This is a genomic window from Variovorax sp. Sphag1AA (assembly GCF_014192575.1).
GTDB lineage: Bacteria > Pseudomonadota > Gammaproteobacteria > Burkholderiales > Burkholderiaceae_C > Variovorax.
In genome coordinates, this window is record NZ_JACHYC010000003.1 from 163111 (window position 1) to 185009 (window position 21899).

Annotated in this window: 21 protein-coding genes; 12 read left to right on the forward strand and 9 right to left on the reverse strand. The window is 65.1% G+C overall.

What is annotated here, in order from left to right:
• Nucleotides 1–7 precede the first annotated feature (7 nt).
• Both FHW64_RS12590 and FHW64_RS12595 read right to left on the reverse strand, forming a co-directional pair.
• A complete protein-coding gene (locus FHW64_RS12590) occupies nucleotides 8–1135 on the reverse strand; it encodes a DUF5938 domain-containing protein (RefSeq protein ID WP_184526618.1) in 1128 nt (375 codons plus the stop codon).
• Nucleotides 1136–1166: 31 nt separating this feature from the next.
• On the reverse strand, nucleotides 1167–1970 hold the full coding sequence (locus FHW64_RS12595) for an SDR family NAD(P)-dependent oxidoreductase (RefSeq protein ID WP_184526620.1): 804 nt from the start codon (nucleotides 1968–1970) through the stop codon (nucleotides 1167–1169).
• A gap of 176 nt (nucleotides 1971–2146) precedes the next feature.
• On the opposite strand from FHW64_RS12595, the gene FHW64_RS12600 reads away from it, so the two are divergent.
• The 3 genes from FHW64_RS12600 to FHW64_RS12610 all read left to right on the forward strand — a co-directional run bounded on the left by FHW64_RS12600 (nucleotide 2147) and on the right by FHW64_RS12610 (nucleotide 4788).
• Nucleotides 2147–2770 (forward strand): TetR/AcrR family transcriptional regulator, encoded by a 624-nt coding sequence (locus tag FHW64_RS12600; RefSeq protein ID WP_184526621.1) that lies wholly within the window; start codon nucleotides 2147–2149, stop codon nucleotides 2768–2770.
• Between the two features lie 89 nt (nucleotides 2771–2859).
• Nucleotides 2860–3795 carry a LysR family transcriptional regulator gene (locus tag FHW64_RS12605; protein WP_184526623.1) on the forward strand — a complete coding sequence of 312 codons (936 nt, stop codon included), beginning with the start codon at nucleotides 2860–2862 and terminating at the stop codon, nucleotides 3793–3795.
• Between the two features lie 132 nt (nucleotides 3796–3927).
• Nucleotides 3928–4788: an oxidoreductase gene (locus FHW64_RS12610; protein WP_184526624.1), complete on the forward strand. Its 861-nt coding sequence runs from the start codon at nucleotides 3928–3930 to the stop codon at nucleotides 4786–4788.
• 80 nt (nucleotides 4789–4868) lie between these two features.
• Here the strand turns inward: FHW64_RS12610 and FHW64_RS12615 are convergent, their stop codons facing one another.
• The 3 genes from FHW64_RS12615 to FHW64_RS12625 all read right to left on the reverse strand — a co-directional run bounded on the left by FHW64_RS12615 (nucleotide 4869) and on the right by FHW64_RS12625 (nucleotide 8718).
• Nucleotides 4869–5885 (reverse strand): catalase, encoded by a 1017-nt coding sequence (locus tag FHW64_RS12615; protein ID WP_260303790.1) that lies wholly within the window; start codon nucleotides 5883–5885, stop codon nucleotides 4869–4871.
• Between the two features lie 64 nt (nucleotides 5886–5949).
• Entirely contained in the window at nucleotides 5950–7542 is a 1593-nt protein-coding gene (locus FHW64_RS12620; protein WP_184526625.1) for a GMC family oxidoreductase, read from the reverse strand.
• Nucleotides 7543–7728: 186 nt separating this feature from the next.
• Nucleotides 7729–8718: a catalase family peroxidase gene (locus tag FHW64_RS12625; RefSeq protein ID WP_184526626.1), complete on the reverse strand. Its 990-nt coding sequence runs from the start codon at nucleotides 8716–8718 to the stop codon at nucleotides 7729–7731.
• Between the two features lie 270 nt (nucleotides 8719–8988).
• Here FHW64_RS12625 and FHW64_RS12630 point away from each other — a divergent pair, with 270 nt between their 5' ends.
• The gene (locus FHW64_RS12630; RefSeq protein WP_184526627.1) at nucleotides 8989–9771 is read left to right on the forward strand and encodes a helix-turn-helix transcriptional regulator; all 783 of its coding nucleotides are present in this window, start codon (nucleotides 8989–8991) and stop codon (nucleotides 9769–9771) included.
• On the opposite strand, the gene FHW64_RS12635 is transcribed toward FHW64_RS12630, so the two are convergent.
• The 3 genes from FHW64_RS12635 to FHW64_RS12645 all read right to left on the reverse strand — a co-directional run bounded on the left by FHW64_RS12635 (nucleotide 9768) and on the right by FHW64_RS12645 (nucleotide 12577).
• Complete coding sequence (locus FHW64_RS12635; RefSeq protein ID WP_260303791.1) at nucleotides 9768–10511, reverse strand: alpha/beta fold hydrolase; 744 nt, start codon at nucleotides 10509–10511, stop codon at nucleotides 9768–9770. The two genes, FHW64_RS12630 and FHW64_RS12635, sit on opposite strands and share 4 nt — an antisense overlap.
• Nucleotides 10512–10592: 81 nt before the next feature.
• Nucleotides 10593–11573: a helix-turn-helix transcriptional regulator gene (locus FHW64_RS12640; protein WP_184526629.1), complete on the reverse strand. Its 981-nt coding sequence runs from the start codon at nucleotides 11571–11573 to the stop codon at nucleotides 10593–10595.
• Entirely contained in the window at nucleotides 11570–12577 is a 1008-nt protein-coding gene (locus tag FHW64_RS12645) for a helix-turn-helix domain-containing protein (protein WP_184526630.1), read from the reverse strand. Before FHW64_RS12645 ends, FHW64_RS12640 begins: the two co-directional genes overlap by 4 nt.
• Before the next feature lie 240 nt (nucleotides 12578–12817).
• On the opposite strand from FHW64_RS12645, the gene FHW64_RS12650 reads away from it, so the two are divergent.
• The 8 genes from FHW64_RS12650 to FHW64_RS12685 all read left to right on the forward strand — a co-directional run bounded on the left by FHW64_RS12650 (nucleotide 12818) and on the right by FHW64_RS12685 (nucleotide 20693).
• A complete protein-coding gene (locus FHW64_RS12650) occupies nucleotides 12818–14143 on the forward strand; it encodes an MFS transporter (RefSeq protein ID WP_184526631.1) in 1326 nt (441 codons plus the stop codon).
• A gap of 5 nt (nucleotides 14144–14148) precedes the next feature.
• Nucleotides 14149–15153 carry a helix-turn-helix domain-containing protein gene (locus tag FHW64_RS12655; protein ID WP_184526632.1) on the forward strand — a complete coding sequence of 335 codons (1005 nt, stop codon included), beginning with the start codon at nucleotides 14149–14151 and terminating at the stop codon, nucleotides 15151–15153.
• A gap of 176 nt (nucleotides 15154–15329) precedes the next feature.
• Complete coding sequence (locus FHW64_RS12660; protein ID WP_184526633.1) at nucleotides 15330–15677, forward strand: Zn-ribbon domain-containing OB-fold protein; 348 nt, start codon at nucleotides 15330–15332, stop codon at nucleotides 15675–15677.
• Between the two features lie 17 nt (nucleotides 15678–15694).
• Nucleotides 15695–16840, forward strand: a complete 1146-nt coding sequence (locus FHW64_RS12665; protein ID WP_184526634.1) for a thiolase family protein — start codon at nucleotides 15695–15697, stop codon at nucleotides 16838–16840.
• 1 nt (nucleotide 16841) lies between these two features.
• Entirely contained in the window at nucleotides 16842–17606 is a 765-nt protein-coding gene (locus FHW64_RS12670) for an SDR family NAD(P)-dependent oxidoreductase (RefSeq protein WP_184526635.1), read from the forward strand.
• Between the two features lie 10 nt (nucleotides 17607–17616).
• Nucleotides 17617–18420 (forward strand): enoyl-CoA hydratase/isomerase family protein, encoded by an 804-nt coding sequence (locus FHW64_RS12675; protein ID WP_184526636.1) that lies wholly within the window; start codon nucleotides 17617–17619, stop codon nucleotides 18418–18420.
• Between the two features lie 39 nt (nucleotides 18421–18459).
• The gene (locus FHW64_RS12680) at nucleotides 18460–19455 is read left to right on the forward strand and encodes a tripartite tricarboxylate transporter substrate binding protein (RefSeq protein ID WP_184526637.1); all 996 of its coding nucleotides are present in this window, start codon (nucleotides 18460–18462) and stop codon (nucleotides 19453–19455) included.
• Between the two features lie 11 nt (nucleotides 19456–19466).
• Entirely contained in the window at nucleotides 19467–20693 is a 1227-nt protein-coding gene (locus FHW64_RS12685) for a CaiB/BaiF CoA-transferase family protein (RefSeq protein ID WP_184527868.1), read from the forward strand.
• A gap of 7 nt (nucleotides 20694–20700) precedes the next feature.
• Here FHW64_RS12685 and gcvA read toward each other — a convergent pair whose 3' ends face one another.
• Nucleotides 20701–21594, reverse strand: coding sequence for a transcriptional regulator GcvA (gene gcvA, locus FHW64_RS12690; protein ID WP_184526638.1), 894 nt, complete (start codon nucleotides 21592–21594; stop codon nucleotides 20701–20703).
• Nucleotides 21595–21899: the final 305 nt, after the last annotated feature.

The window sequence follows — 21899 nt, forward strand, 5'->3', positions numbered from 1 at the left end:
GATGGGCTCAGGATCGGGTCAGCACCGGGTCCATCACAAGGCCGAACGTCTTCAGCGCGCCGAGCAGTTCGCGATGTCCGAAAGCCTGGCAGCCCGACGCGAAGCCCGCGCGACGCGGCGGTTGCTGCAGCAGCGAGTACGCGGCGAACGCCTGCATCAGTCCGGTCTGCTTGTAGTTGCAGTGGCCATGGATCACGCAATGCGCGCGTCCCATCGGGCCCGAGGCAAAGACCGAGTCGAGCGAACGGTTGAGCCGCGGGTTCTCGCGTGGTGGCATGGTGTTCATCACGCTGGCGGCCGTCTGTGCCAGCGCGGCATAGCGATCGTCTTCGTTCATGCCTTCGGTGGCCTTCAATGCCGCGGCCACGATCTGCGGCACGCCAAGCATCAGTGGGCGATTGAAAACGCCACCTAGCACCTTCACGTTGGCCACGCGCGGATCGCGCTTGAACCACACGGGGTGCGAGGTGCCGCCCCACGGCAGTGCCAGCGCGAGTTCATGCTGCCCCGGAATCGCGACCTGGTAGAGGCCGGCATCGGCGGGCCATTCGACGTACTGCTTCTGCTCGAGGTAGTAGGCCTTCGAGGTCGCCGCATTGACGAGGATCGTCTGCGTGGAAGCGATCGTCGGGCTGCCGCCCCAGAACACCGCGATGTCGAGCGTGTCGAGCCCCGGCTCTTCGAGGCACAACTGCGCCGCGATCTCGCCCGTGGTGTACATCTGCGCGAGCCCTGGCGACAGCAGCAAGCCTGCGGATGCGAACTTCGCGCCGTACTCGCGTTCCAGCGTGATGAGCCAGTCCTGCTCGCCGGTGGTGTCGGTGTAGTGGCACTTGGCCGCCAGGCAAGCCTGCACGACCTCGTGGCCGAACTTGGCGAACGGACCGACGGTATTCAGCACGACCGAAGCGCCGCTGAAGAGCTTGGTGAGTGCATCGGTGGTGTGCTGGACCTCGACCACCTCGAAGCTCGCGGTCTCGATGCCGGGCACGTTGCTCTTCATCGCGTCGTTGAGTTTCTCTGCGCTGCGACCGGCGGCGATGAAGGGGATGCCGTACTCGCGCAGGTATTCGCACACCAGGCGTCCGGTGTAGCCGGATGCGCCATAGACGACGACGGGTTTCTTGCTGCTCATGCGTGTCTCCTGGGTGTTGTTAGAGAGGTGCCTACATGCCCATGCCGCCGTCGACCGGCAAGCCGATGCCGGTGATGAAGCGAGCGGCATCTGAACTCAGGAATACGACTGCGTCGGCCATGTCGCCGACTTCGCCGAGACGACCCAGCGGCGTCTGCCCGATCACATCGGCAACGGCCGCATCGACGCTCGGTGCAAGGCCCGCGGCCACGATGTCGTTCGCCAGCTTCATGCCCATCTCGGTCGGCACCAGCCCGGGGTAGACGCAGTTCACGCGAACGCCATAGCCCAGCTTGCCCGACTCGTTCGCGGCGATGCGCGTCATGCGGTCCACGGCGGACTTGGTGGCCGAATAGCCGGCGATGGCCGGGAAGGCAATGGTCGCGGCCACCGATGCGATGTTGACGATCGAGCCGCCATGGCCCGCCGAACCGCCGGGCTTCATCGCCCGGAAGGCATGCTTGATGCCGAGCAGCGTTCCGACGGCATTGACGTCGAACATGCGGCGCAGGTCCTCGGCCTTCACATCGATCACCAGCGAGGTGATCTCGATGCCTGCGTTGTTGACGAGGAGGTCGAAGGAGCCGAGTTCCTTTACCGTGGCTGCGACGGCGGCTTCCCAGTCGCTGTCGCTCGTGACGTCGAGCTTGACGAAACGGGCGGTGGCTCCGCCGGCGCTGAGTGTCTGCGCCGTTTCCTTCCCTAGATCGGCGAGCACGTCGCCGATCATCACTGACGCGCCTGCGTCGGTCAGGGCCTTGGCAATCGCTGCACCGATGCCGCGCGCGGCACCAGTGACCAGGGCCTTTCGGCCGCTCAGGTCGATCTTCGTCATGTCTTGTCTCCGGTTGTGATTTGTGGATCGGGAAAACGAAGCGGAGGCCATGCTAGGAGTGGCCTTGACACGTGTCAAGAAAAAACTGGGCATGTGTCAAATCGCCGCTCTGTGCTATCTTTTCGGGCGTCATGCCCCGGGAAAACACCGAGGCTCAACTCGATTCCCAACTGCCGATGGACCGCATTTCCCGCACTCAGGTCGACAAGTTTTCGCAGCGCAGAGCCGAACTCGGCGAAGCGACATTGCAGACACTCGCATCGCTCGGCTACGCACGCACCAGCCTGCGCGAGATCGCACAGAACTCCGAGTACTCGCATGGTGTTCTGCACTACTACTTCAAGGACAAGGTCGATCTCATCCTGTGCAGCGTGCGCCAATACAAGGCGGTGTGCGTCAAGCGCTATGACGAGGTGATCGAAGAGTCGACCCGCTTCGAGGAGCTGATGGAGGGCTTCCTCGATGCCCTCGGCGCTACGGTGCGCGACGAGGCACCGCTGCATCGCCTCTGGTATGACTTGCGCTCGCAGTCGCTCTTCGAAGATGCGTTTCGCGCCGATGTGGCGGAGATCGACAAGAGTCTTGAGCGGATGATCTGGCGCATCATGGTTCGCTTCTCCGAACTGGGAAGCCGCGCGCTGACGGTACCGCCGAGCGTCGCGTATGCGGTGTTCGACGGCCTGTTCCAGCAGTGCCTGCTGAGGCACCTCAATGGCGACAAGCGCGCGATCTCGACGATGCAGAAGCATGTGCGCGTCGCGATCCTCCAGTTGCTCGGCGAGCCGCAACTGGCTCACTGAGAGAGCGTCGCAATCGATCGCTGATTGGCAACCTGCGGTTGCCGCCGCCTTCACAATGGTCGCTTTCCGAGAGTGGAAGGGGACCTCCAATGGACGAATTCAAGGCGCTGGCTGCCTTCGCCGGCGTAGTCGAAGCCGGTAGCTTCCGCCGGGCCGCGGTTCAGCAAGGCCTTGCACCCCAGGCGGTGAGCAAGACGGTTCGCCAGCTGGAAGACCGACTCGGCGTCCGCCTGCTGCATCGCACGACCCGCAAGCTCAGCATGACGGAAGAGGGCGCGCGTCTTTTTGCGCAGGTTCAGCCCGGGATCGCGGCGCTCCGGCACGCGGTCGAATCGACGAAGGAGGCCCGCACAGGCGTCGAAGGCGTGCTGCGCGTGACGGCCTCGCGCTCGATCGGGCTGCGCATCGTGGTGCCGCTGATCGAGCCCTTCATGGCGGAGCATCCCGACGTGCGCGTCGAACTGGAGCTCGAGGACCGGATCACGGACCTCGTCGCGCAGCGCATCGATGTCGGCTTCCGGGTTGGCGCGCAGCTCGACCGCAACTACGTCGCCCGGCGGCTGGCCGACATCCGGCATTGCATCTGCGCGTCTCCGGGCTACATCGAACGCTTCGGCCGGCCACGCACCTGGGCCGACCTGGCGCGGCATCGCTGCACCGGCTTTCGCCACGTCAACACCGGCAAGCTGATGCCCTGGGAGTACCTCGAAGGCCAGGAAACGGCCTTTCGCGACGTGCCGGCAGTCTTCTCGACCAACGACGTGGATGCGGAGGTGCAGGCGGTGCTAACGGGCATCGGCATTGGGCAGTTGCCCGGCTACGCCGCGATGCCGCTGATCCAGGCGGGCCTGCTGGTGCAACTCCTGCCGCGCCACACGAGCGAGCGAATTGGGCTCTACGTTTACTACCTGCAGGGCGCCCGGCTGCCAGCGCGGGCACGGGCGTTCATCGACTTCGCTTCTGCGCGACTCAAGGACAGCGACCACTTCTCGATCGGGCGGGCGCGAGGGGCAGCAAAGCCGTGAGCGGTATGGACCAAGATTGACAACTGAGAGTTGTCAATCAAACAGCGATTCATCTTCTAGTGCGGAACGGTTGGCAGACCTAAATTCACGTCCATGCCAACCCTGTTCCACCACCACTGAAAGGTAATCGCCATGTCCACCATTCCCTCTTCCTCCAAAGTCTGGTTCATCACCGGCGGCTCACGCGGCTTTGGCGCCGAGATCGCCCGCGCCGCGCTGGCCCGTGGGGATCGCGTCGTTGCCACGGCTCGCAAGCCGGAATCGATCGAGGCCGAACTCGGCCGCCATGACAACCTGCTTGCCGTCGCACTCGACGTGAACGACGAGGCCCAGGCGTCTGCAGCGGTCGATGCCGCGATCACGCGCTTCGGCCGCATCGACGTGCTGGTCAACAACGCCGGATATGGCCTGCTGGGCGCCGTCGAGGAGGCAGGCGCGCAGGAAGTCGAACGGCAGTTCGCCACCAACGTCTTCGGTCTGCTGAAGGTGACACGCGCCGTGCTTCCGCACATGCGCCGCGAACGCAAGGGCCACGTGATCAACATCTCGTCGGTCGGTGGCTATGCCGCCTACCCGGGCTGGGGCGTGTACGGTGCGACCAAGTTCGCGGTCGAAGGGCTGTCGGAGGCCATGTCGCGTGAACTCGAGCCGCTTGGCGTGCATGCGACGGTCGTTGAGCCGGGCTTCTTCCGCACTGACTTCCTCGATCCGACGTCGCTCTTCAAGGTCGCGCACGAGATCGCGGACTACGCACCGACCGTCGGCGAAATGCGCAGCCGCATGGCGGGTGCCAATCATCAGCAGCCGGGCGATCCGAAGAAGCTTGCGCAGGCACTCCTGGTGCTGGCCGATGCGAAGCAACCGCCGGTGCGCCTCCCACTCGGCAGTGACACGGTCGCGCGAATCCTCGAGAAGAACCGGTTCGTCGAAGGTGAGCTCGAGACCTGGCGTGCGGTCGCCGTCTCCACCAACCATGACGACGTCGCGGTCTGATCGCAGCGGCGGGCGGGTACGAAGATTGGTGTGATCGACTCGCCCTCCGGGGCATCTGCGCCGGACCTCTTGCCAGCCTCTCAGTTGAGCCGTTTGCCCAGTGAGATCGCGTAGGCCGGAGCGCGTGCCGCGAAGATTTCGTCCTTCGGCAGTCCAATGCCGTCGGCCAATCTGGCTGGATTGAAGATGTCGCCATCACAGCTTCCATCCGGTGCGAGGTCGATGATCGACAGCGTGCCCAGCCGCACGGTCTCCCGTTTGTCCTCATCGGTCCAACGTTGCGTCGTGTCCATCACCTGGTCACCCGGTTGGTCGAGGATCGCCAGAATTTCAAATCGTACGGGACCTGAGGACAGGCGCTGCGCCAGGTCGGCTCGCAGGAAGTCGTTCGGGTGGGTCTTGGCTTCCTCCTCGTTCAAGGTGATTTCGCCGGCCAGGGGCACCACTTTGAACTTGATGAAGCGAGTTTCTCCCTTGTTGTTGGTCGCCGGGAAAGCGTGGACGCCCCAGTAGAACGTTCCCGCCCAACTCCCCGGTAGTTGCCGCGCGCCGACGAAGTGCGCCTGGTTCAATGCCTCGGGGTTGGCAGCTCCAAAGTCCTTGAACACTTGCGGATCGAGCTTGCCATCCGGGCCCGCAGTACGGGCTTTCAGCGAGGCCAGCATCTGCGTGAGGTCTCGCGCAAAGTGCACCGGCGCATTCTCCAGCAGCAGATCCGAGCGATTGCTCTCGGTGCCCAGGTGCAAGGACAGGCCGCGCAGTGCGCCCTTGTTCGTGTCCGCAACATGCGGATTACCGCTGCTGACCGAAAACCGTGCCAGCACATCGGAAGCCTGTGTAAAGCTCTTTGAGCGTGTCACGCGTCCAGCAGTGGCTGCGGGCACGTAATGACTGCGCACGCATGCGCCTTTGGCGAAGTTGGCGCGCGCGTGCGGCGGGTTGCCGGCCATTGTCTTGAGCGCGTCGACCAGATCGGCAGGGCTCGGCTTGGGTGACGTGTCCTGCGACTGCACTGGCGAGCTGACGATGGCTGCGAGCACGGCGCAGAAGGATGCAGTGCGACGGAACATGGCGGTGCGCTGACTGACGGACTTCATGTGGATTCTCCTTGGAGCCTTACTACGTTGGGATGGGGAACGGAAGGATTCGATGGCGGCCGGCTCAGACAGCGCGGAGGCGGTGCGCCGCGAGAATGAACTCGGCTGCCTTCTCACCGATGACCACGCAAGGGGCCATGGTGTTGCCACTGGTGACTTCGGGCATCACCGACGAGTCGGCCACCCGGAGCCTTTCGATGCCATGCACGCGAAGCCGTCCATCGACGACAGACATGGCGTCATGGCCCATGCGCGCGGTGCCGCACTGATGCCAATAGGTCACCGCCGCGTTGCGCGCGAAGTCCTCCATGGACTTCCGGTCGCGAAGACCTGGCAACACCTCTCGCTTGACCAGGGAGGCCATGGCGGAATGGGCGCCGAGTTCCCGGCACAGCTCGATGTTGGCAAGTGCCGTCTTCATGTCGTCGGGATGTGAAAGCGTCCTGGCATCGATCAGCATCGGATCGAAAGGGCCCGGCCCGGAGAGCTTGACCTTGCCTCTGCTCTTGGGGTGTGCGATGCCGGCGAACATGGTCCAGCCGTGCTCGGGGATGCCAAGCGCAGCGGTTTCGGCGCTCGGCACCGGGAACTCGACCTGGCAGTGGAACATGTCCGGCAGAGACAGCGACGGGTCGCTCGACCAGTAGAGCGTGGCTTCCGAGCCGCCATGTCCTATCGGTTGGGCCTGCCTGTATTCAAAGATGCAGCCGAAGGAAACGTGGTCCTGGTGGTTCTCGCCAACACCGGGCAGGTCCTGCACGACCGTGATCCCGTGGCGTTGAAGTTCATCGGCAGGACCGATGCCCGACTGCATCAGCACTTTGGGCGTATGGACGGCACCGAGCGACAGGACGACTTCTCGGTCGGCCATGTAGCGCTGCGTCTGCCCGTTGCGTCGTACCTCGACGCCCACGGCTGTGCCGCCTTGCAGCAACAGACGGCACACGTGTGTCTGCGTGAGAACCACCAGATTGTCCTGACCGATCTTCGGATGAACGTAGGCCCGGTAGATCGACTGGCGGCGGCCGTCGCGAACGATCAGCTCGTTGATCGCCGCTCCACCGCGGCCTTCCATCATTTCGCCGTTGGGGTTCGGGTAGCCGGGAATGCCAAGCCGACCGGCCGCCTCGATCATCGCGACGGCGATGGGCTGGGGGTTGGCGGCAGACGCCACAAGCACCGGACCGCCCTTGCCGCGCCGCTTCGGATCGGGCTCGCCCTGCCAGTTCTCGATTCGGCGATAGACGTCGAGCACCGACGCATAGCTCCAGCTTGCATCGTCCGCAGTGCGCGCGAAGCCTTCCCAGTCGTTGCGGTGGCCGCGGGCCCAGAGCATCACGTTGATGCTGGAGCCGCCGCCCAGCACCCGACCCATGTTCAGAGGAATCGAGCGGCCGTTCAGATGTGCGTTCGGCTCGGCGCGGAAGTCCCAGTCTCGGCTGGTGCCCAGATTTGACGGCCACTGACCCGGCGTCATGACCTCGGGGACATCGTCGTCACCGCCGGCTTCGATCAGGAGCACGCGGACGGAAGAAACCTCGGCCAGGCGGCCGGCCAGCGCAGAACCAGCCGAACCGGCACCGCATACGATGAAGTCGAAGCGCTCGCCGTCGCCGACGTTGATGCCGGGTTGAATGGAATCGGAATGGGTCGACATGGCGTGATCCTTGGTTGGGTGCATGGAGGTTGGAGGCGTTACTGCGGTCTCGGTCGACACCGGTTGCTCCGGTGCAAACAGGTCCCATCCAATCCCGGCAAGGCCGAGCGCCAGGCTGCACGCGCCGAGTAGTTCCATGACTTGTCGGACTGGAGAGGACGAACGGGTATCCACTGTCGCGCTCCTCTACGCGCTCTGGATCTCGCGAGTGCGCCTGGCCAGCGAGATCTGGTACGCAGCGTGCCGCGCAACAAAGATCTCGTCGGGCGGCTCGCCAATGCCTTCGGCAAGATTCGCCGGATCGAATATCGCGCCGTCGCACGACTGACTCCGATCGATCGCGGTGATCTCTATCGTGCCCAGCCGGACAGTGCTGCGCTCATCTTCGTCAGGCCAGCGCGCCGTGACATCCATGGTGGGATCGCCGGGGCGATCAAGGATGGCCAGCAAGTGGAATTTCACGCCACCATCGGCGATCCGGTGGGCCAGGTCGTCGAGCAGGAAGTCCGCTTGCAGGTTCTTTGCTTCATCGTCCGGGAAAGTGATCTCCCCGCCGACTGGTATCACTTTGAACTTGATGAATCGCACCTTGCCATCGAAGTTCGTCGCGGGAAACGAGTGGACGGCCCAGTACGTGGTGCCGGCGAAGCTGCCAGGCAGGGGCCTTGCAGCGATGAACCTGGCCTGATTGAGCGTCTCAGGATTTGCCTCCGAGAACGCCCTGAGTTTGTCTGCGTCCGGCTTGCCATCCGCTGTTGGGATGCGCGCCTGGATGAATGCAAGCATCTGCTCGAGCGTCCTGGCGAAATGCACTGGCGCACTCTCGGTCAGCAGGTCGGAACTTTCGCCGTTGGCTTCAAGCCGGAAGCTGAAACCGCGCAGGACCAGCTTGTTGATGTCGGGCACGAGCGGATTGCCGCCACCCACCGAGAAGCGCCCCACAACGCTGCAGGGTTGTGTGAAGGTGTGGGAACGCGTTACCTGTGGAGCCTCTCCCGAGGGCGTGTACGTGCCGCGCACGCAGTACCCCTTGGCAAAGCTGGCGCGCACACCTCGAGGATTTCCAGCAACGGACTTGAGCGCGTCGACGATCGCCAGGGGCATCGCAGGCCCTCGCGAGCCGGGGTCGACCGGGCCCTTCGTTTGACTCTGGACTTCAAGAGTTGAAGCGGACATTGCAGCTCTCCAGTTGAACGGGTCATGCGTCTTTGGGCTTTCGAGGCCACGCCGTCAGTTTGGTGCGCAGTGCGATTCGCCGATTGAATGCATCAGCGAGGATTGGCGTCTTCTTGCGGACGTCTTCGCGATGAGACGCATGAGCCAAGGGAATCTCTCGAAAGCCGTGGCGCTTGCGGGCCAAACGACAGGAGGTCATGGCACTGGAGAAACATCCGTCGTGGGCGCTGCCCCGCACACTGCAGGCGTGCAAAGCATTGGAGTTGTGCAATGGAATCGGCGCCTCGACTTGCAGCCCCATCCAGCGTCTGGAAGGAGCCTGCCATCACTGCCCGCATCATCGTTGCGCACAGCGCTGCGCTCGTGGGCGCAGGGCTGGCTGCGATGCTGCGCTCGACGAGCCATTGGGATGTCTGCCTTTGGGACGATTCAAGCGAGCAGCAGCGTCACCCGGTCTCCCGGCACCTACCGATCATTGTGGGTGACGCGCCGATGATCGGCAGGGCACTCGAGAAGGCGAAGGCGGCTCGTGGCAACGGCGGCCCCTCAGGACCACGGGTGCTGCTGGTGCGCGGAGAGGAGCCGGTTGCCGACTCCATGGCGGAAGACGACGTCGATGGCAGCGTCTCGCTCGCTTGCGGTGCGGACGAGTTGATCGACGCCGTCCGCCGCCTGGCGTCGCAAGCGCCTTCCATGCGGGCGGCCCTGCCTTCGGACGCGCGTGGCGGTCTTGCGCCGTGGGTCTTGCGCCGCGTGCGTGAGCATGTGTGGAGCAAGCTCGCGGAGCGAATCGAACTGCGCGAACTCGCCGCAATCGCCGGCCTGTCGGCCTGCCACTTCAGCCGCGCCTTCCGGCAGAGCATGGGTTGCCCGCCACACCGGTATGTGATGGAGTGCCGCGTCGAGATGGCTGCTGCGGTGATCCGCCAGACTGAGCGTCCCTTCGGAGAGATTGCACTGGACGTTGGCTTCAGCGATCAGAGCCACTTCACGCGCACGTTCATGCAGTACATGGGCGAGACGCCGCGCGCCTTCAGGCGCCGCCACCGCTAGTCCTTCGGGTCCGGGGCTTCGCCCGCCTCTGCGTCGATGGCGCTGACGGCCGCGAAGATGATCGCGCAGGTTTCCTTGGGCCGTGACAGGAACGGCACATGGCTGGACGCCACGGAACGGGTGCGAGCGCTGATGCGCCGCGCCGTGCTTTGCTGCAGCGCCGGAGGAATCACCCGGTCGTCCTCGGTGACCAGATACCACGAAGGCTTGTCGCGCCATGCGGCCAGCGCCACCTTGTTGCCGAGTGCCTGAGGATGGATGGGGCGCTGGGTTGCCGCGAGCAAAGCGGCATTGGGCAATGGCAGGTCCTGCGCGAACCACTGAGGCACTGCGCGCTGCGGAAACCAGAGATAGCCGCCCGAGTCCGCTTGCAGCAGGCTGGAATAGCCGAGGGGTATGTACGCCGAGAGCGTGTCCAGGGTCGATTCGCAGGGCGCCGGGGCAAAGCCGGCGACATAGACCAGTGCTGCGACGCGTTCCGATGCGCCGGCCTGCGTGATCACGGTTCCGCCCCAGGAGTGCCCCACCAGAACGACGGGATTGACTTCGCGCTCAAGAGCCCGGATGACCGTCGCGACATCCTGGCCGAGAGAAGCGAGCGATATCTGGATGGAGACCACGCGCAACCCGTGGCTCTGGAGGCGCGCAATGACCTCCATCCATGAAGAGCCGTCGAGCCAGGCGCCATGCACGAGCATCACCGTCGCCCGCTTCCTGGATGGAGCTGAAGCTGTCTTCATGAAGAAGGAGCTTTGCACCTCCATGGCCTCGTGTCTTGCACAGGCATGCGGCGATTGGCGTCATCGCGCGATGCAAGGCATTCAGATCATGAGTCCGTGGCCGCGACGGCGCAGTTGCGTCGCGGTCAGTCCGCAGCGCGTGCGCAAGGTGCGAGAGAAGGTGTTCATGTCCGCGAACCCGGCACGCCGGCCGATCTCGGACACGGACAGAAGCCGGAAGGCAGGCGAGGTCAGCATCCGCACCGAGATGTTGGTCCGCATGCTCACCAGCAACTCGCCAAACGTTTGCCCGTGCATGCGAAGCGTCTCGTGAATGACGTTCACTTCGACACTCAGGGATTTCGCCACGGCGCTGGCATCGAGACAGGGTTCCATGCAGCGCTGCGCCATGCAGTCCTCGATGCGGTTGCGCATCTGCGTGGTCCTGCCAGTCCAACGCCGGGTCGAGCCGCTCAGTTCGCTGGCGACCAGGGCGAGCAGCGCACCGACCTGGTCAACGATGACGCTTGGTGCCACGGGCGCACCCAGTACGGCCTGTGGCGATAGCTGAGCAGCGTAGGCCATCAACGGCCGACCCCACGTCGAGTTCAGCGGCAGACGCTTGCCGACGATTTGCTCGGGCGAACGGATCCACCGATGGACCCAGTTGGCCGAAAGCTTCAGGTGCACGACCTCGTAAGGTCTGGCCAGGTGCAGGTCATGCGTGACGTTCGAATCGGTCAGTACGCCGTCGCCACGTTCGAGGAAGATCTCTTCGCGGTGCCGAATAGTCCAAGGCGAAGCAAGATTGACGATGAGGTGGAAGGTGTGATCGCCGCTGCATGCAAGATCGCCGCGCCTGCGATACGAACGATGCGGCGTGCCGGTCTGCCGGAGGACTGAAACCGGCCCGAGATCCGCGATCGTCATGCTGGAAGTAAACAGCTTCGGGTCGCCGCTTTCGACGCGCATGGGAACGATGGCAGTCGTCAGCGCGTTGGCGAAGTAGTCAAAGCGTTGCGAAGGAGGGATGTCGTCCGTCGACCAGCGGGCGATGGTGGGCGGTGAGATCTGCAGGTTCATGGCGTCTCGGCTCCCGCGATGAAGGCTTCCGGTAGCGTGGGCAATCCGTCACGCCGGATCTGGGAGGGGCTATGGCCCGAACGTGCGCGCACCACGCGGCTGAAATGCGACGCGTCGCAGAAGCCGCTGCGCCTCGCAATCTCGGAAACAGTCAGGCGCCTCAGCAGCGGCGACTGGAGCATGCGCATCCCGTTCTCGAAACGCATCCTCACCAGCACGTTGCCGAAGGTGTCGCCGCACTTCTCGAAGCATCGATGAAAGCTCCGCAGGGGCAGGTCGAGGGATGCGGCAACCTCGCTCGCGGTCAGGGATGGGGAGGTGCTTCGCTGGCGCATGTGTTCCACGATCCGGTCGAACAAGGCGGTGTCCGAACGGGTGGGCCTGGAACTCGGGGGGCCCATGTCGTTCAGCGTCAGTGCGAGCAAGGAGCCGATCTGGTCCGCAATGACGGAGATCGGCAGTGGCGAGCGCAGTAGGAACTCCGCCGACAACGGCGCGATGAAGGCGGACAGGGCCCGGCCCCAACCCGTCGTCGCTTCGATGGGCCGCCCGATGAGCGCGCCTGGAGACGGCATCCACTGGCGCATCCAGCCTTCCGAGAACTTGACATGGACAAATTCGTAGTCGGTCGCGGTGTCGATGTCGTAGACGATCTGCGAGTCGGCCAGCATCACGTCGCCCGGCGCCATTCTTGCGTGTCCGCGATGGCGGATGGTCCACGGGGCGCTCACATTCACGAGAAGGTGAAAGCTGCGCTCCTGGCTGCGGGCGAGGTCGCGCGCCTCGGTAAAGCACCTGTGCGCGGTGCCTGTCTGCCGCACGACCGCAAGGCCGCCGAGATCGGCCACTGTCATCTGGGCTGCAAAGTCAGCGCCCGGTTTTCGCGCGATCTGCATCGGGACCAGGGCCGAGCCCAGCGCGTCTGCGTAGTAGTCGAATCGCTGCGTGGACGGAACATCGTCCGTCGACCAGCGCTGAACCGGCAATTGCAAGGGAGACTGCACTTCGGACTCCACAACTCGTTGCGCAAAGGGGATTGTGCGCAGTTCCAGCGGTCGAACTTTGCCTGTCGTGCCACGGCGTGCCGGCAGTTTGGCCTCTGAGCGCCAAGTTTGTGGCCGCCCGGCGCTGCCAGAGCGCCTTGGCACACAAGGACCAGGCGGCGAAGCATGTCTGGCACATTGGAACAAGAGATGCTTACACTCCGCCTCCAAACTTGGCCCTCAGTCCATTGCAGTCTTGCCATGAACGTTGCTTCCGTCTTCGCAGAGTTTCCGGCCCAGGCGCCTGTGGCTGAAACGGGTTCGGAATGGCCAGTCGCTCGACGTGTGCTTTTCGCCAGTTGTGTCGGCACGACGCTGGAGTACTACGACTTCTTCATCTATGGGCCGATCGCGGCCCTTGTCTTTGCCAAGGTGTTCTTTCCCCAGCAGGCAGAAGGGACGGCGCTGTTGCTGTCGCTTGCGACCTTCGCCATCGGGTTTCTGGCGCGGCCCATCGGCGCGGTCGTGGGCGGCCACCTGGGTGACCAGTTCGGACGAAAGAGGCCCATGCTTGCCAGCGTCGTGATCATGGGTCTGGCGACATTCGCGATCGGGTGCTTGCCGACCTATGCACTCTGGGGCATCTGGGCGCCCATCCTGCTCGTACTACTGCGATGCGTGCAGGGCGTGGCCGTGGGAATGGAGTGGGGTGGCGCCGCCCTGATGCTGGTGGAGCACGCGCCCGCCTCGCGCCGCGCCCTGTACGGGAGCCTTGCGCACGCAGCCGCTCCTGCAGGAACAATCCTGTCGAGCGGAGTGATCGCCGTCGTGTCGGGCCTGCTGAGCACCGAGCAGATGCTGGAGTGGGGCTGGCGCCTGCCTTTTCTGCTGAGCGTGTTCCTGTTGCTGGTCGGCATCTACCTTCGGCTGCGCGTGCAGGAGACGCCGGTCTTCCGCAGGCTCGAGGCCATGAAAGCGCAGTCGCGTCTGCCCGTGCTCGCGGCGCTGCGTCGACGTCCGGTGCAGGTGCTGGCCAGCATGGGCGTGAAGATGGGCGACACGGCCAACGGATTCATTCTTGTGATCTTCGTGCTGGGCTACGCGACGCGGCATGCGGGCCTGTCTCCGAACACGGTGCTGAGCGCGACGATTGCAGCCAGCCTCGTTGCGCTGGCCGCAACGCCGCTGGTGGGGCATTTCAGCGATCGCTTCGGGCCCACGACGCCGATTGCCATCGGCGGCGCCGCCATGATCGCGTGGGGCTTTCCGATGTTCTGGCTGGTGAACACCGGATCGGTGATGTTGGTCTACCTGGTGTTTTGCATCGGCCTCCTGATCACCTGTTTGATTGCGACGCCGGTGGCCGCCCTCTACGCCCAGCTGTTCGAGCCGAAGATGCGCTACAGCGGAATGTCGCTGGGCTTTCATCTCGGTGGCGTGTTGGGCGGAGGCCTGAGTCCGCTCATCGCCCAGGCCCTGCAGAACGCTGCAGGCGGCGCGACCTGGCCGGTGTCCGTCTATCTCATGGTGGTCGGCTTGATCGTTCTTGGCAGCGTTGCGGTCGCGCGAAGGTCCGTGCTGCCCTGAGCCCGATGACATCGACGCCTTCGGACATCGGGACCCGCGCCACCGTGCGGCGTTGGTCCACCGACGTCGTTCCGGCGCACGAACGGATGGCCTTCTACGCGGACGCGCTGATGTCGGGGCTGAACTCGCAGATGCGCCTGCACCTCGAAAGCCCGGCACCCTCGCAGTTTCACTCCACGATGGAAGTGGCCGAACTGGAGTCGTTCGCCATCATTCGACAGCACGGCAGTGCTCACCGCGTCTATCGCAAGAAGCAGGGGGCTGCGCGAGGCTCCAACCGGACCTTCTACTTGATCGTCAGCCTGGACGCACCCTGGGCCATCGTGCATCGGGGGCAGGCGCGACTGGCGCCCGGGGACGGCGTGTTCACCGATTCCGCGCTGCCGAGTGATCTCGAATTCACCCGCGACTACGAGGTTGCGAACCTGAGGTTTTCCGAAGCCTGGCTGCGGCAATGGCTGCCGTCGCCTGACATGCTGGTGGGCCAGCACATCCGGGCGAGCAAAGGATGGGGCCGGGCACTCACCGCATTTGCTTCCCAGCTTTCGCCGCAGATCGTCCACCAGTCTCCGCTTCCGATCGCCACCGTCATTGACCATGTTGGCTCACTGCTCGCACTGGTGGCTGCAGAGGCAGGGCCGCCGCCAGCGCGCAACACAAGGGGCGAAATCGACCTGCGGCAGCGCATCAAGGACCTGATCGCGCAGCGATGCACCGAAGCTGCCTTGACCGCAGGCGAGCTTGCCGCGACGCTGGGAATCTCGGTGCGAACCTTGCATCGGACGCTGACACGCTTCAACGAGAGCTTCGGCAATCTCTTGATCGCGGCGCGTGCGCAGACCGCACTGCGCATGCTGGAGTCCCCGCTGCTGCGTCGCCTGACGACTGCCGAAATCGGCTTTCGCGCAGGCTTCCGTGACCAATCGCACTTCACGCGCACCATGCGCGCCAGATATGGGGCAACCCCGACGCAGATTCGGCGCGCATCGTCTTTGACGACAACGCCGTAGGGCGGACCCGCGCCCCACCATCGCGTCAGGTCCGGCTGACTTCGTGCAGCGCGTTCGCTTGACTTTTCCTCAATCGAACACGGTCCAAATATCGTTTGTCGGGAAGTCGGCCGTTGGCAACCATTGCGGCACGCGTCATCGAGGCGCAACCGCCCTGCCAACTCTAGGAGACCGACATGTCCATCCATCCCTACCCACTCTGGAGTGCGAACCGCGAGCTACTCGCGTCGCGCGACCGCCGCAACGGCGAATGGGTATTCCCCGCCGTGCCCGATGCCTCGCCGCTGGCGCCGCATCACGAGACACTCCCCGTGCAGGGTAACGGCACGGTCTACAGCTTCACGATCATCCACCCGGGCGCCAAGACCGGATTGCCGCCGTATGCGCTGGGCTGTGTGGACTTCGACGGCCCTGTCCGCATCTTCGGCCGCCTGCAGGGCAAGGCGCAGCCGGCCATCGGCGACCGCTATCGCCCGTGTGCGGACGACAACCTCGGCTATGTCTTCGAAGCCGTCGCGGCTTGACGCACGAGGAGCCCACCATGCAAGACATCTACATCACCGGCGGCGCGATGACCGCCTTCGGCCGCCACACCGGCGTGCTGGCGCCTGAACTCGCACAGCAAGCCATTCTGGGCGCCATGGACGATGCCGGCGTGTCGCCCCGCGACATCCAGGCGATCTACTGCGCGAACGTGCTCGGCGGCATGATCCTCGGCCAGCTCATCGTGCGCGATCTCGGCTTCAATGGCGTCCCGGTCTACAACGTCGAGAACGCCTGTGCCAGTGGCGCGACGGGCGTGCATCTCGCCCGGCACGCATTGCTCGCGCAGCAATACGAGACCGTGCTGGTGTTCGGCGTCGAGCAGCTCACCGCGCTCGGCGGCGGCACGATCCCGATGCAGCGCAACGACCACAAGACCGATCTCTATGCGAAGGCCGGCATGGTGCTTCCAGCGGTCTACGCGATGCGCGGCACGCGCTTCCTGCACGAGCGCGACGCAAGCCGCGCCGACCTCGCCGCCATCGCGGTGAAGAACCGGCACAACGGGTCGCTCAACGAGTACGCGCAGCAGCGCACCACGACCACCGTCGAGGAAGTATTGGCCTCCCGCATGATCGCGGACCCGCTGACGCTGCTGCAGTGCTGTCCTTCGCAGGTCGATGGCGCAGCGGCGGTGGTGGTGAGCACCCGCAGGCCTGCGCAGTCGCGTCCGGTGCGAGTGCTCTCGTCTGCAGTCGTCTCCGGACTGCGCGAAGAGGCCCGCGACGACATCCTGGATGCAGAGATCACGGCGCGCGCCGCGCGGCAGGCCTATGAAGAGGCCGGCGTCGGCCCGCAGGACGTGGACGTGGTCGAACTGCATGACGCCTTCACCATTGCAGAGCTGCTGTACTACGAAGCGCTCGGCCTCGCACCGCACGGCGAAGCGGTGTCGTTGCTGAAGTCCGGCGCCACGCAACTGGGTGGCCGCGTGCCCGTCAATCCGAGCGGCGGACTGCTCGCGAAAGGGCATCCGCTCGGTGCGACAGGTGTGGCCCAAATGGTCGAGGTGATGTGGCACCTGCAGGGCCGGGCGGGTGCCCGGCAGGTCGCCGGTGCCTCGATCGGCCTCACGCAATGCACGGGCGGCGGCATCGCCGGCGTTGATCACGCCGCGTCTTCGGTTCACCTGCTGGGAGTCTGAGATGACCACCACACGTTTCGACACCACACAGGTCGCTGCCGTCACCGGTGCGGCGCGCGGCATCGGCTTCGGCATTGCCGCGAGCCTTGCGCGACAGGGCCTCACCGTTGCACTGCTGGACCGTGACGGCGCGGCGCTCGACGAAGCCGTGGGCACGCTCGCTGCCGAGGGTCTGAAAGTCATCGGCGCGACGGTCGACCTGACTGACTCCACGGCGGTGAACGACGCTTTCGCGAGCATCGTGGATCGCACGGGCCGCATCGATCATCTGGTCAACAACGCTGGCGCGGTGCGCGACATGCGCTTCCTCACGATGCGCGACGAGGACTGGGACGTCGTGATCGACACCAACCTCCGCTCGCAATTCCTGTGCTGCCGCGCAGCGCTGCCGGGCATGGTCGAGCGCGGCTTCGGCCGCATCGTCAACATCTCGTCGCGTGCCTGGCTCGGCGGCTTCGGGCAGGCCAACTACTCGGCGGCGAAGGGCGGCGTGGTGAGTCTCACGCGCTCGCTCGCGATCGAGTTCGCGGCCAAGGGCGTCACGGTCAACGCGGTCGCGCCGGGCATCGTCGATACGCCACTGTTCCGCAACTTCACCGATGACGTGCAGGCGCGGCTCAGGAAGTCCGTGCCGGTGCAGCGTATCGGCACGGCAGACGACATCGCGAACGCGGTGGCCTTCTTCCTCGATCCGCTGTCGTCGTACGTCACCGGGCAGACACTGTACGTGTGCGGCGGTCGCAGCCTCTCTTCGCCCAGCGTCTGAGGAGGTCGTCATGAGCGTACATATGCATGTCGACGGCGCGGTTGCCGTCATCACCATCGATCGCCCCGATGCACTCAATGCGTTGGATGTCGACGCGCTGCATGCGCTGCGCGCGCACCTGTGCGAAGTGCGCGACCGCGACGAGGTTCGCGTGGCGATCCTCACCGGCGCGGGCTCGCGTGCCTTCTGTGCAGGTGCCGATCTCAAGGGCACACAGAGCTCTCCAGCCAGCTACCCAGAGGCGCTGTTCCAGTCGCCCGCGCGGGCTGCCGACCTCGGGCTGTACATCCGGCTGATGGATCTCGCAGACATCGGGTTGTGGAAGCCGGTGATCGCCGCGGTCAACGGCCATTGCCTCGGCGCAGGCCTGGAGATCGCACTGCAATGCGATCTTCTGCTCGCATCGTTCGACGCGAGCTTCGGATTGCCCGAAACGAAGGTGGGCTCGATCCCCGCGGTCTCGGGCCTGCACCGGCTGCTCAAGGCCGTCCCCGCGGCCCATGCCATGCAGATGGTGTTGACCGGCGAGCGCATCGACGCGCGCACGGCAGAGCGCATCGGGCTGGTGAGCGAGGCGCTCGAAGCCGGCGCGCTGCTCGACCGCGCAATGACGATCGCCACGCAGATCGCCCGCAATGCGCCGCTCGCGGTGCAGGCGGTCAAGAAGCTGTCGCGCCAGACAGGACATCTTGGCGAGGCCGATGCGCAGCAGCTCACCGAGCTGTACTGGGGCGTGCTGCGCGACACCGCCGACCGCCTCGAAGGCCGAAAGGCATTCGCCGAGAAACGCGCGCCGAACTACATCGGCCGCTGAACGCCTTCCCGACACGAATCACCACATCAGGAGACTTCCATGCGACTTCCGACTTTCCTCGCGCGCGCCGGCCTGCTCGGTACGTTGACGGCATCCCTCATCGGCCCGATCGCTCCCGCGTTTGCGCAGCCTGCATTTCCTGCACAGAAGCCGATCACGCTGGTGGTGCCCTTTGCACCCGGCGGCGGCAACGACCTGCTCGCGCGCGTCATCGCACCGAAGATGTCGCAGACCCTCGGGCAGACCATCCTGGTCGACAACAAGCCGGGCGCGGGTGGCAACCTCGGCGCCGATCTCGTCGCGCATGCGGCGCCCGACGGCTACACGCTGGTCATCGCATCGAGCCAGGTGACGATGAATCCCTTCCTCGGCATGAAGGTGCCGTTCCGCATCGAGCGCGACTTCGAGCCGGTGGGGCGCATCGCCTCGGTGCCGATCATCCTCGTTGCGAACAACGACCAGCCCTTCAAGACGCTCAAGGAGTTCATCGACTACAGCCGCCAGAACCCCGGCAAGCTGAGCTACAGCAGCCCCGGCAACGGCACGCCGCAGCACCTGGCCGGCGAAGTCTTCGCGAAGCTCAACAAGACCGAACTGCTGCACGTGCCGTACAAAGGCACCGGCCCTTCGATCACCGACCTCATCGGCGGGCAGGTGCAGATCTCGTTCGCGACCTACGCTTCGGCAGCGCAGCATGTGCAGGCCGGCAAGCTGCGGGCGCTGGGCATCGCGGGTGCGAAGCGCTCGACGCTGATGCCCCAGCTGCCGACCTTCGCGGAAGCCGGATTGAAGGGCTATGAGGCGGATCTCTGGTACAGCCTGCTCGCACCGGCGAAGACGCCTCGCCCGGTGGTCGACAAGATCAATGCGGCGCTCGTTGCGGCGCTCAAGTCGCCCGAAGTGGCGGAGCAACTGACGAAGCAGGGCTTCGAATCGCAGCCTTCGACGCCCGACGAGCTCAAGGCCTACATCGCGCAGGAGCTGGCGCGCTGGGAAAAGGTCATCAACGACAACGGCATCAAGGTGTCGCTGTGAACACGCCAACCCTGTTGCGCGATGCGCTGGATGGCCTCACGGTCGTCGACTTCACCCAGATCGGCGCGGGCCCGACCTGCACCATGCTGCTCGCCGACATGGGTGCCCGCGTGCTGAAGGTGGAGGCACCGGGCGGTGAGCTGGGCCGTGGCCTGGGCCCGGGCTGGATCGGCGATGACAGCGCGCTCTTCCATGCCTTCAACCGCAATAAGCTGGGCGTGTCGCTGGACCTCAAGTCGCCTCAGGGCCTGGCCATCGCGCGGCGGCTTGTGGCCGATGCGGACATCGTGGTCGAAAGCATGCGACCCGGTGTGATGGCGCGGCTGGGCCTTGGCCCCGAGGCGTTGATGGACTCCGATCCCGCGTTGATCTATTGCTCGATCTCCGCCTATGGGCAAGAGGGCCCCTACGCCGCCCGTGCAGGCGTCGACGGCATCGTGCAGGCCGACTCCGGCCTCATGAGCCTCATCGGCTTGCCGGACGGCGAGCCCTGCAAGGTGCAGGCGCCGGTGGTCGACGTGATGACCGGCTATGTTGCATGCATGGGCATTCTTGCGAAGTTGGCCCAGCGCGCACGCAGTGGGCAGGGCGGGTACCTCGATGTGAACCTGCTGAACTCGGCGCTCGCGCTGCAGCAGTCCTCGATCACCAGCTACCTCGCGGATGGCGAATTGCCCGTGCGCGCCGGCAGCGCTGCGCCGTACTCGGCGCCCAACCAGGCTTTCGAGACGCTCGACGGATGGGTCATGGTCGCGGCCTACATGCCCGATCGCTGGAATCGGCTGTGCAGCCTTCTCGGGCTCGAGCAACTGGCACAGGACCCGCGGTTTGCCACATCGCCGCAGCGGGTGGCCAACCGCGCCGAACTCGTCGTGCGTCTGACGGAGGTCTTCCGGACGCGCCCGACCTCACATTGGCTCTCTGCGCTGAAAGAGGTCGACATCCTTTGCGCGCCCGTCGCAAGCTATGAGGACGTGGCGCGGCATCCGCAGGTGGCGGCCAACCGGATGATCGGGCAGGTGTCACATCCAGGCCTTGGCGCGATCCGTATGCCGGGCTTCCCGATCAACAGCGCACGCGAGAACGCGCGGCCTTCGACCCCGGCACCGGCCTGTGGCGAACACACGCGTGCGGTGCTGCTCGGCATGGGCTATGCCGAGGGCGAGCTGGGCGCATTGCGAGACGCCGGCGCCATCCACTGTGCGGAGGCTTCCTGCGCGGTGCAGGCGGTCTCCTGAGCGTGCGCTATGGCTCCGCGAATTGCGCGAGCAGCCACTGCCGGAAGGTGGTCATGCTCGCGCTCTCCTTGCGGTCCGATGGTGTCAGCAGGTAGTAGGTGAAGTCGCCCATGTCGACTGTCTGCTTGAAAGGCGCCACCAGCTTGCCGGAAGCGAGATCGGCTTCCACCAGGAAGCGCTGCGCGATCGCAAAACCCTGTCCTTCGATCGCTGCGGCATAGGCCATTGCCGAGCTCTGGTAGGTCATGCCGCTGCGTGCGTCGACCTGACCGTCCGCACGCGTGGCTTCTAGCCAGTGGCCCCAGTCGTCGGGCCGGGCGATCGAATGCAGCAGCGTCTGATGCTGAAGGTCGGCCGGCTTGCGAACCTTGGGGCGGCCAGCCAGCACGGCCGGGCTGCACACCGGCACCAGCACGTTGGGCACCAGGCGGTACGTGTTCACGCCACTCCATTTGCCGTCGCCGAGACGGATCGCGCCGTCGATGTCTTCCTTACGAAAGTCAACCTCGTCGAGCGATGCGGTCAGCAGCACTTCGATGCCCGGATTCGCCGTGTGGAAGCTCGACAGGCGCGGAATCAACCAGCGCATCGCAAAGGTGGTGTAGGCGCGCACCTTGAGCTGCTTGCGCCGCGAACGGCGCGTAAGCCGCACCGTGGCCTCGCGCAGCGAATCGATCGCTTTCGTGACGGCGCGGTAATAGTCCTCGCCTTGGCGCGTGAGCGTGATCTGCCGATGGCCGCGATGCAGGAGCTGCACGCGAAGCAGGTCTTCGAGCATGCGGATCTGCCGGCTGACCGCGCCTGGGGTGACGTGCAGTTCATCGGCCGCAACCGTGATGCTCAGATGCCGTGCCGCCGCCTCGAAGGCGCGCAGGGCATTGAGGGGCGGCAGTGGATCCATCGGGAAGGGCGGGGCATCCGGGAGTGGGAGGCGATCCTCTCACATGTCCCCGGGATCAGGCTGACTTCCTTCTCGTCAGGAACAGAAGTAGAGTGATCCGGCAAGACCGATGGCCGGTCACCGAAGCGGGATCCCCATGCACAAGCTCTTGAACGCGCTTCTTCTCTGTTGCCTCGTCGCACTGTGCGGCTGCACTGCCCCGCAGCCCCGGGACTCCCGGGACTATGGGGTCTGCTCGTCAGACCCCGGTGGCTACGCCTGCCAGATCGAGCGCTACCAGAACGTCGATTGAGCGCTCTGTCGCG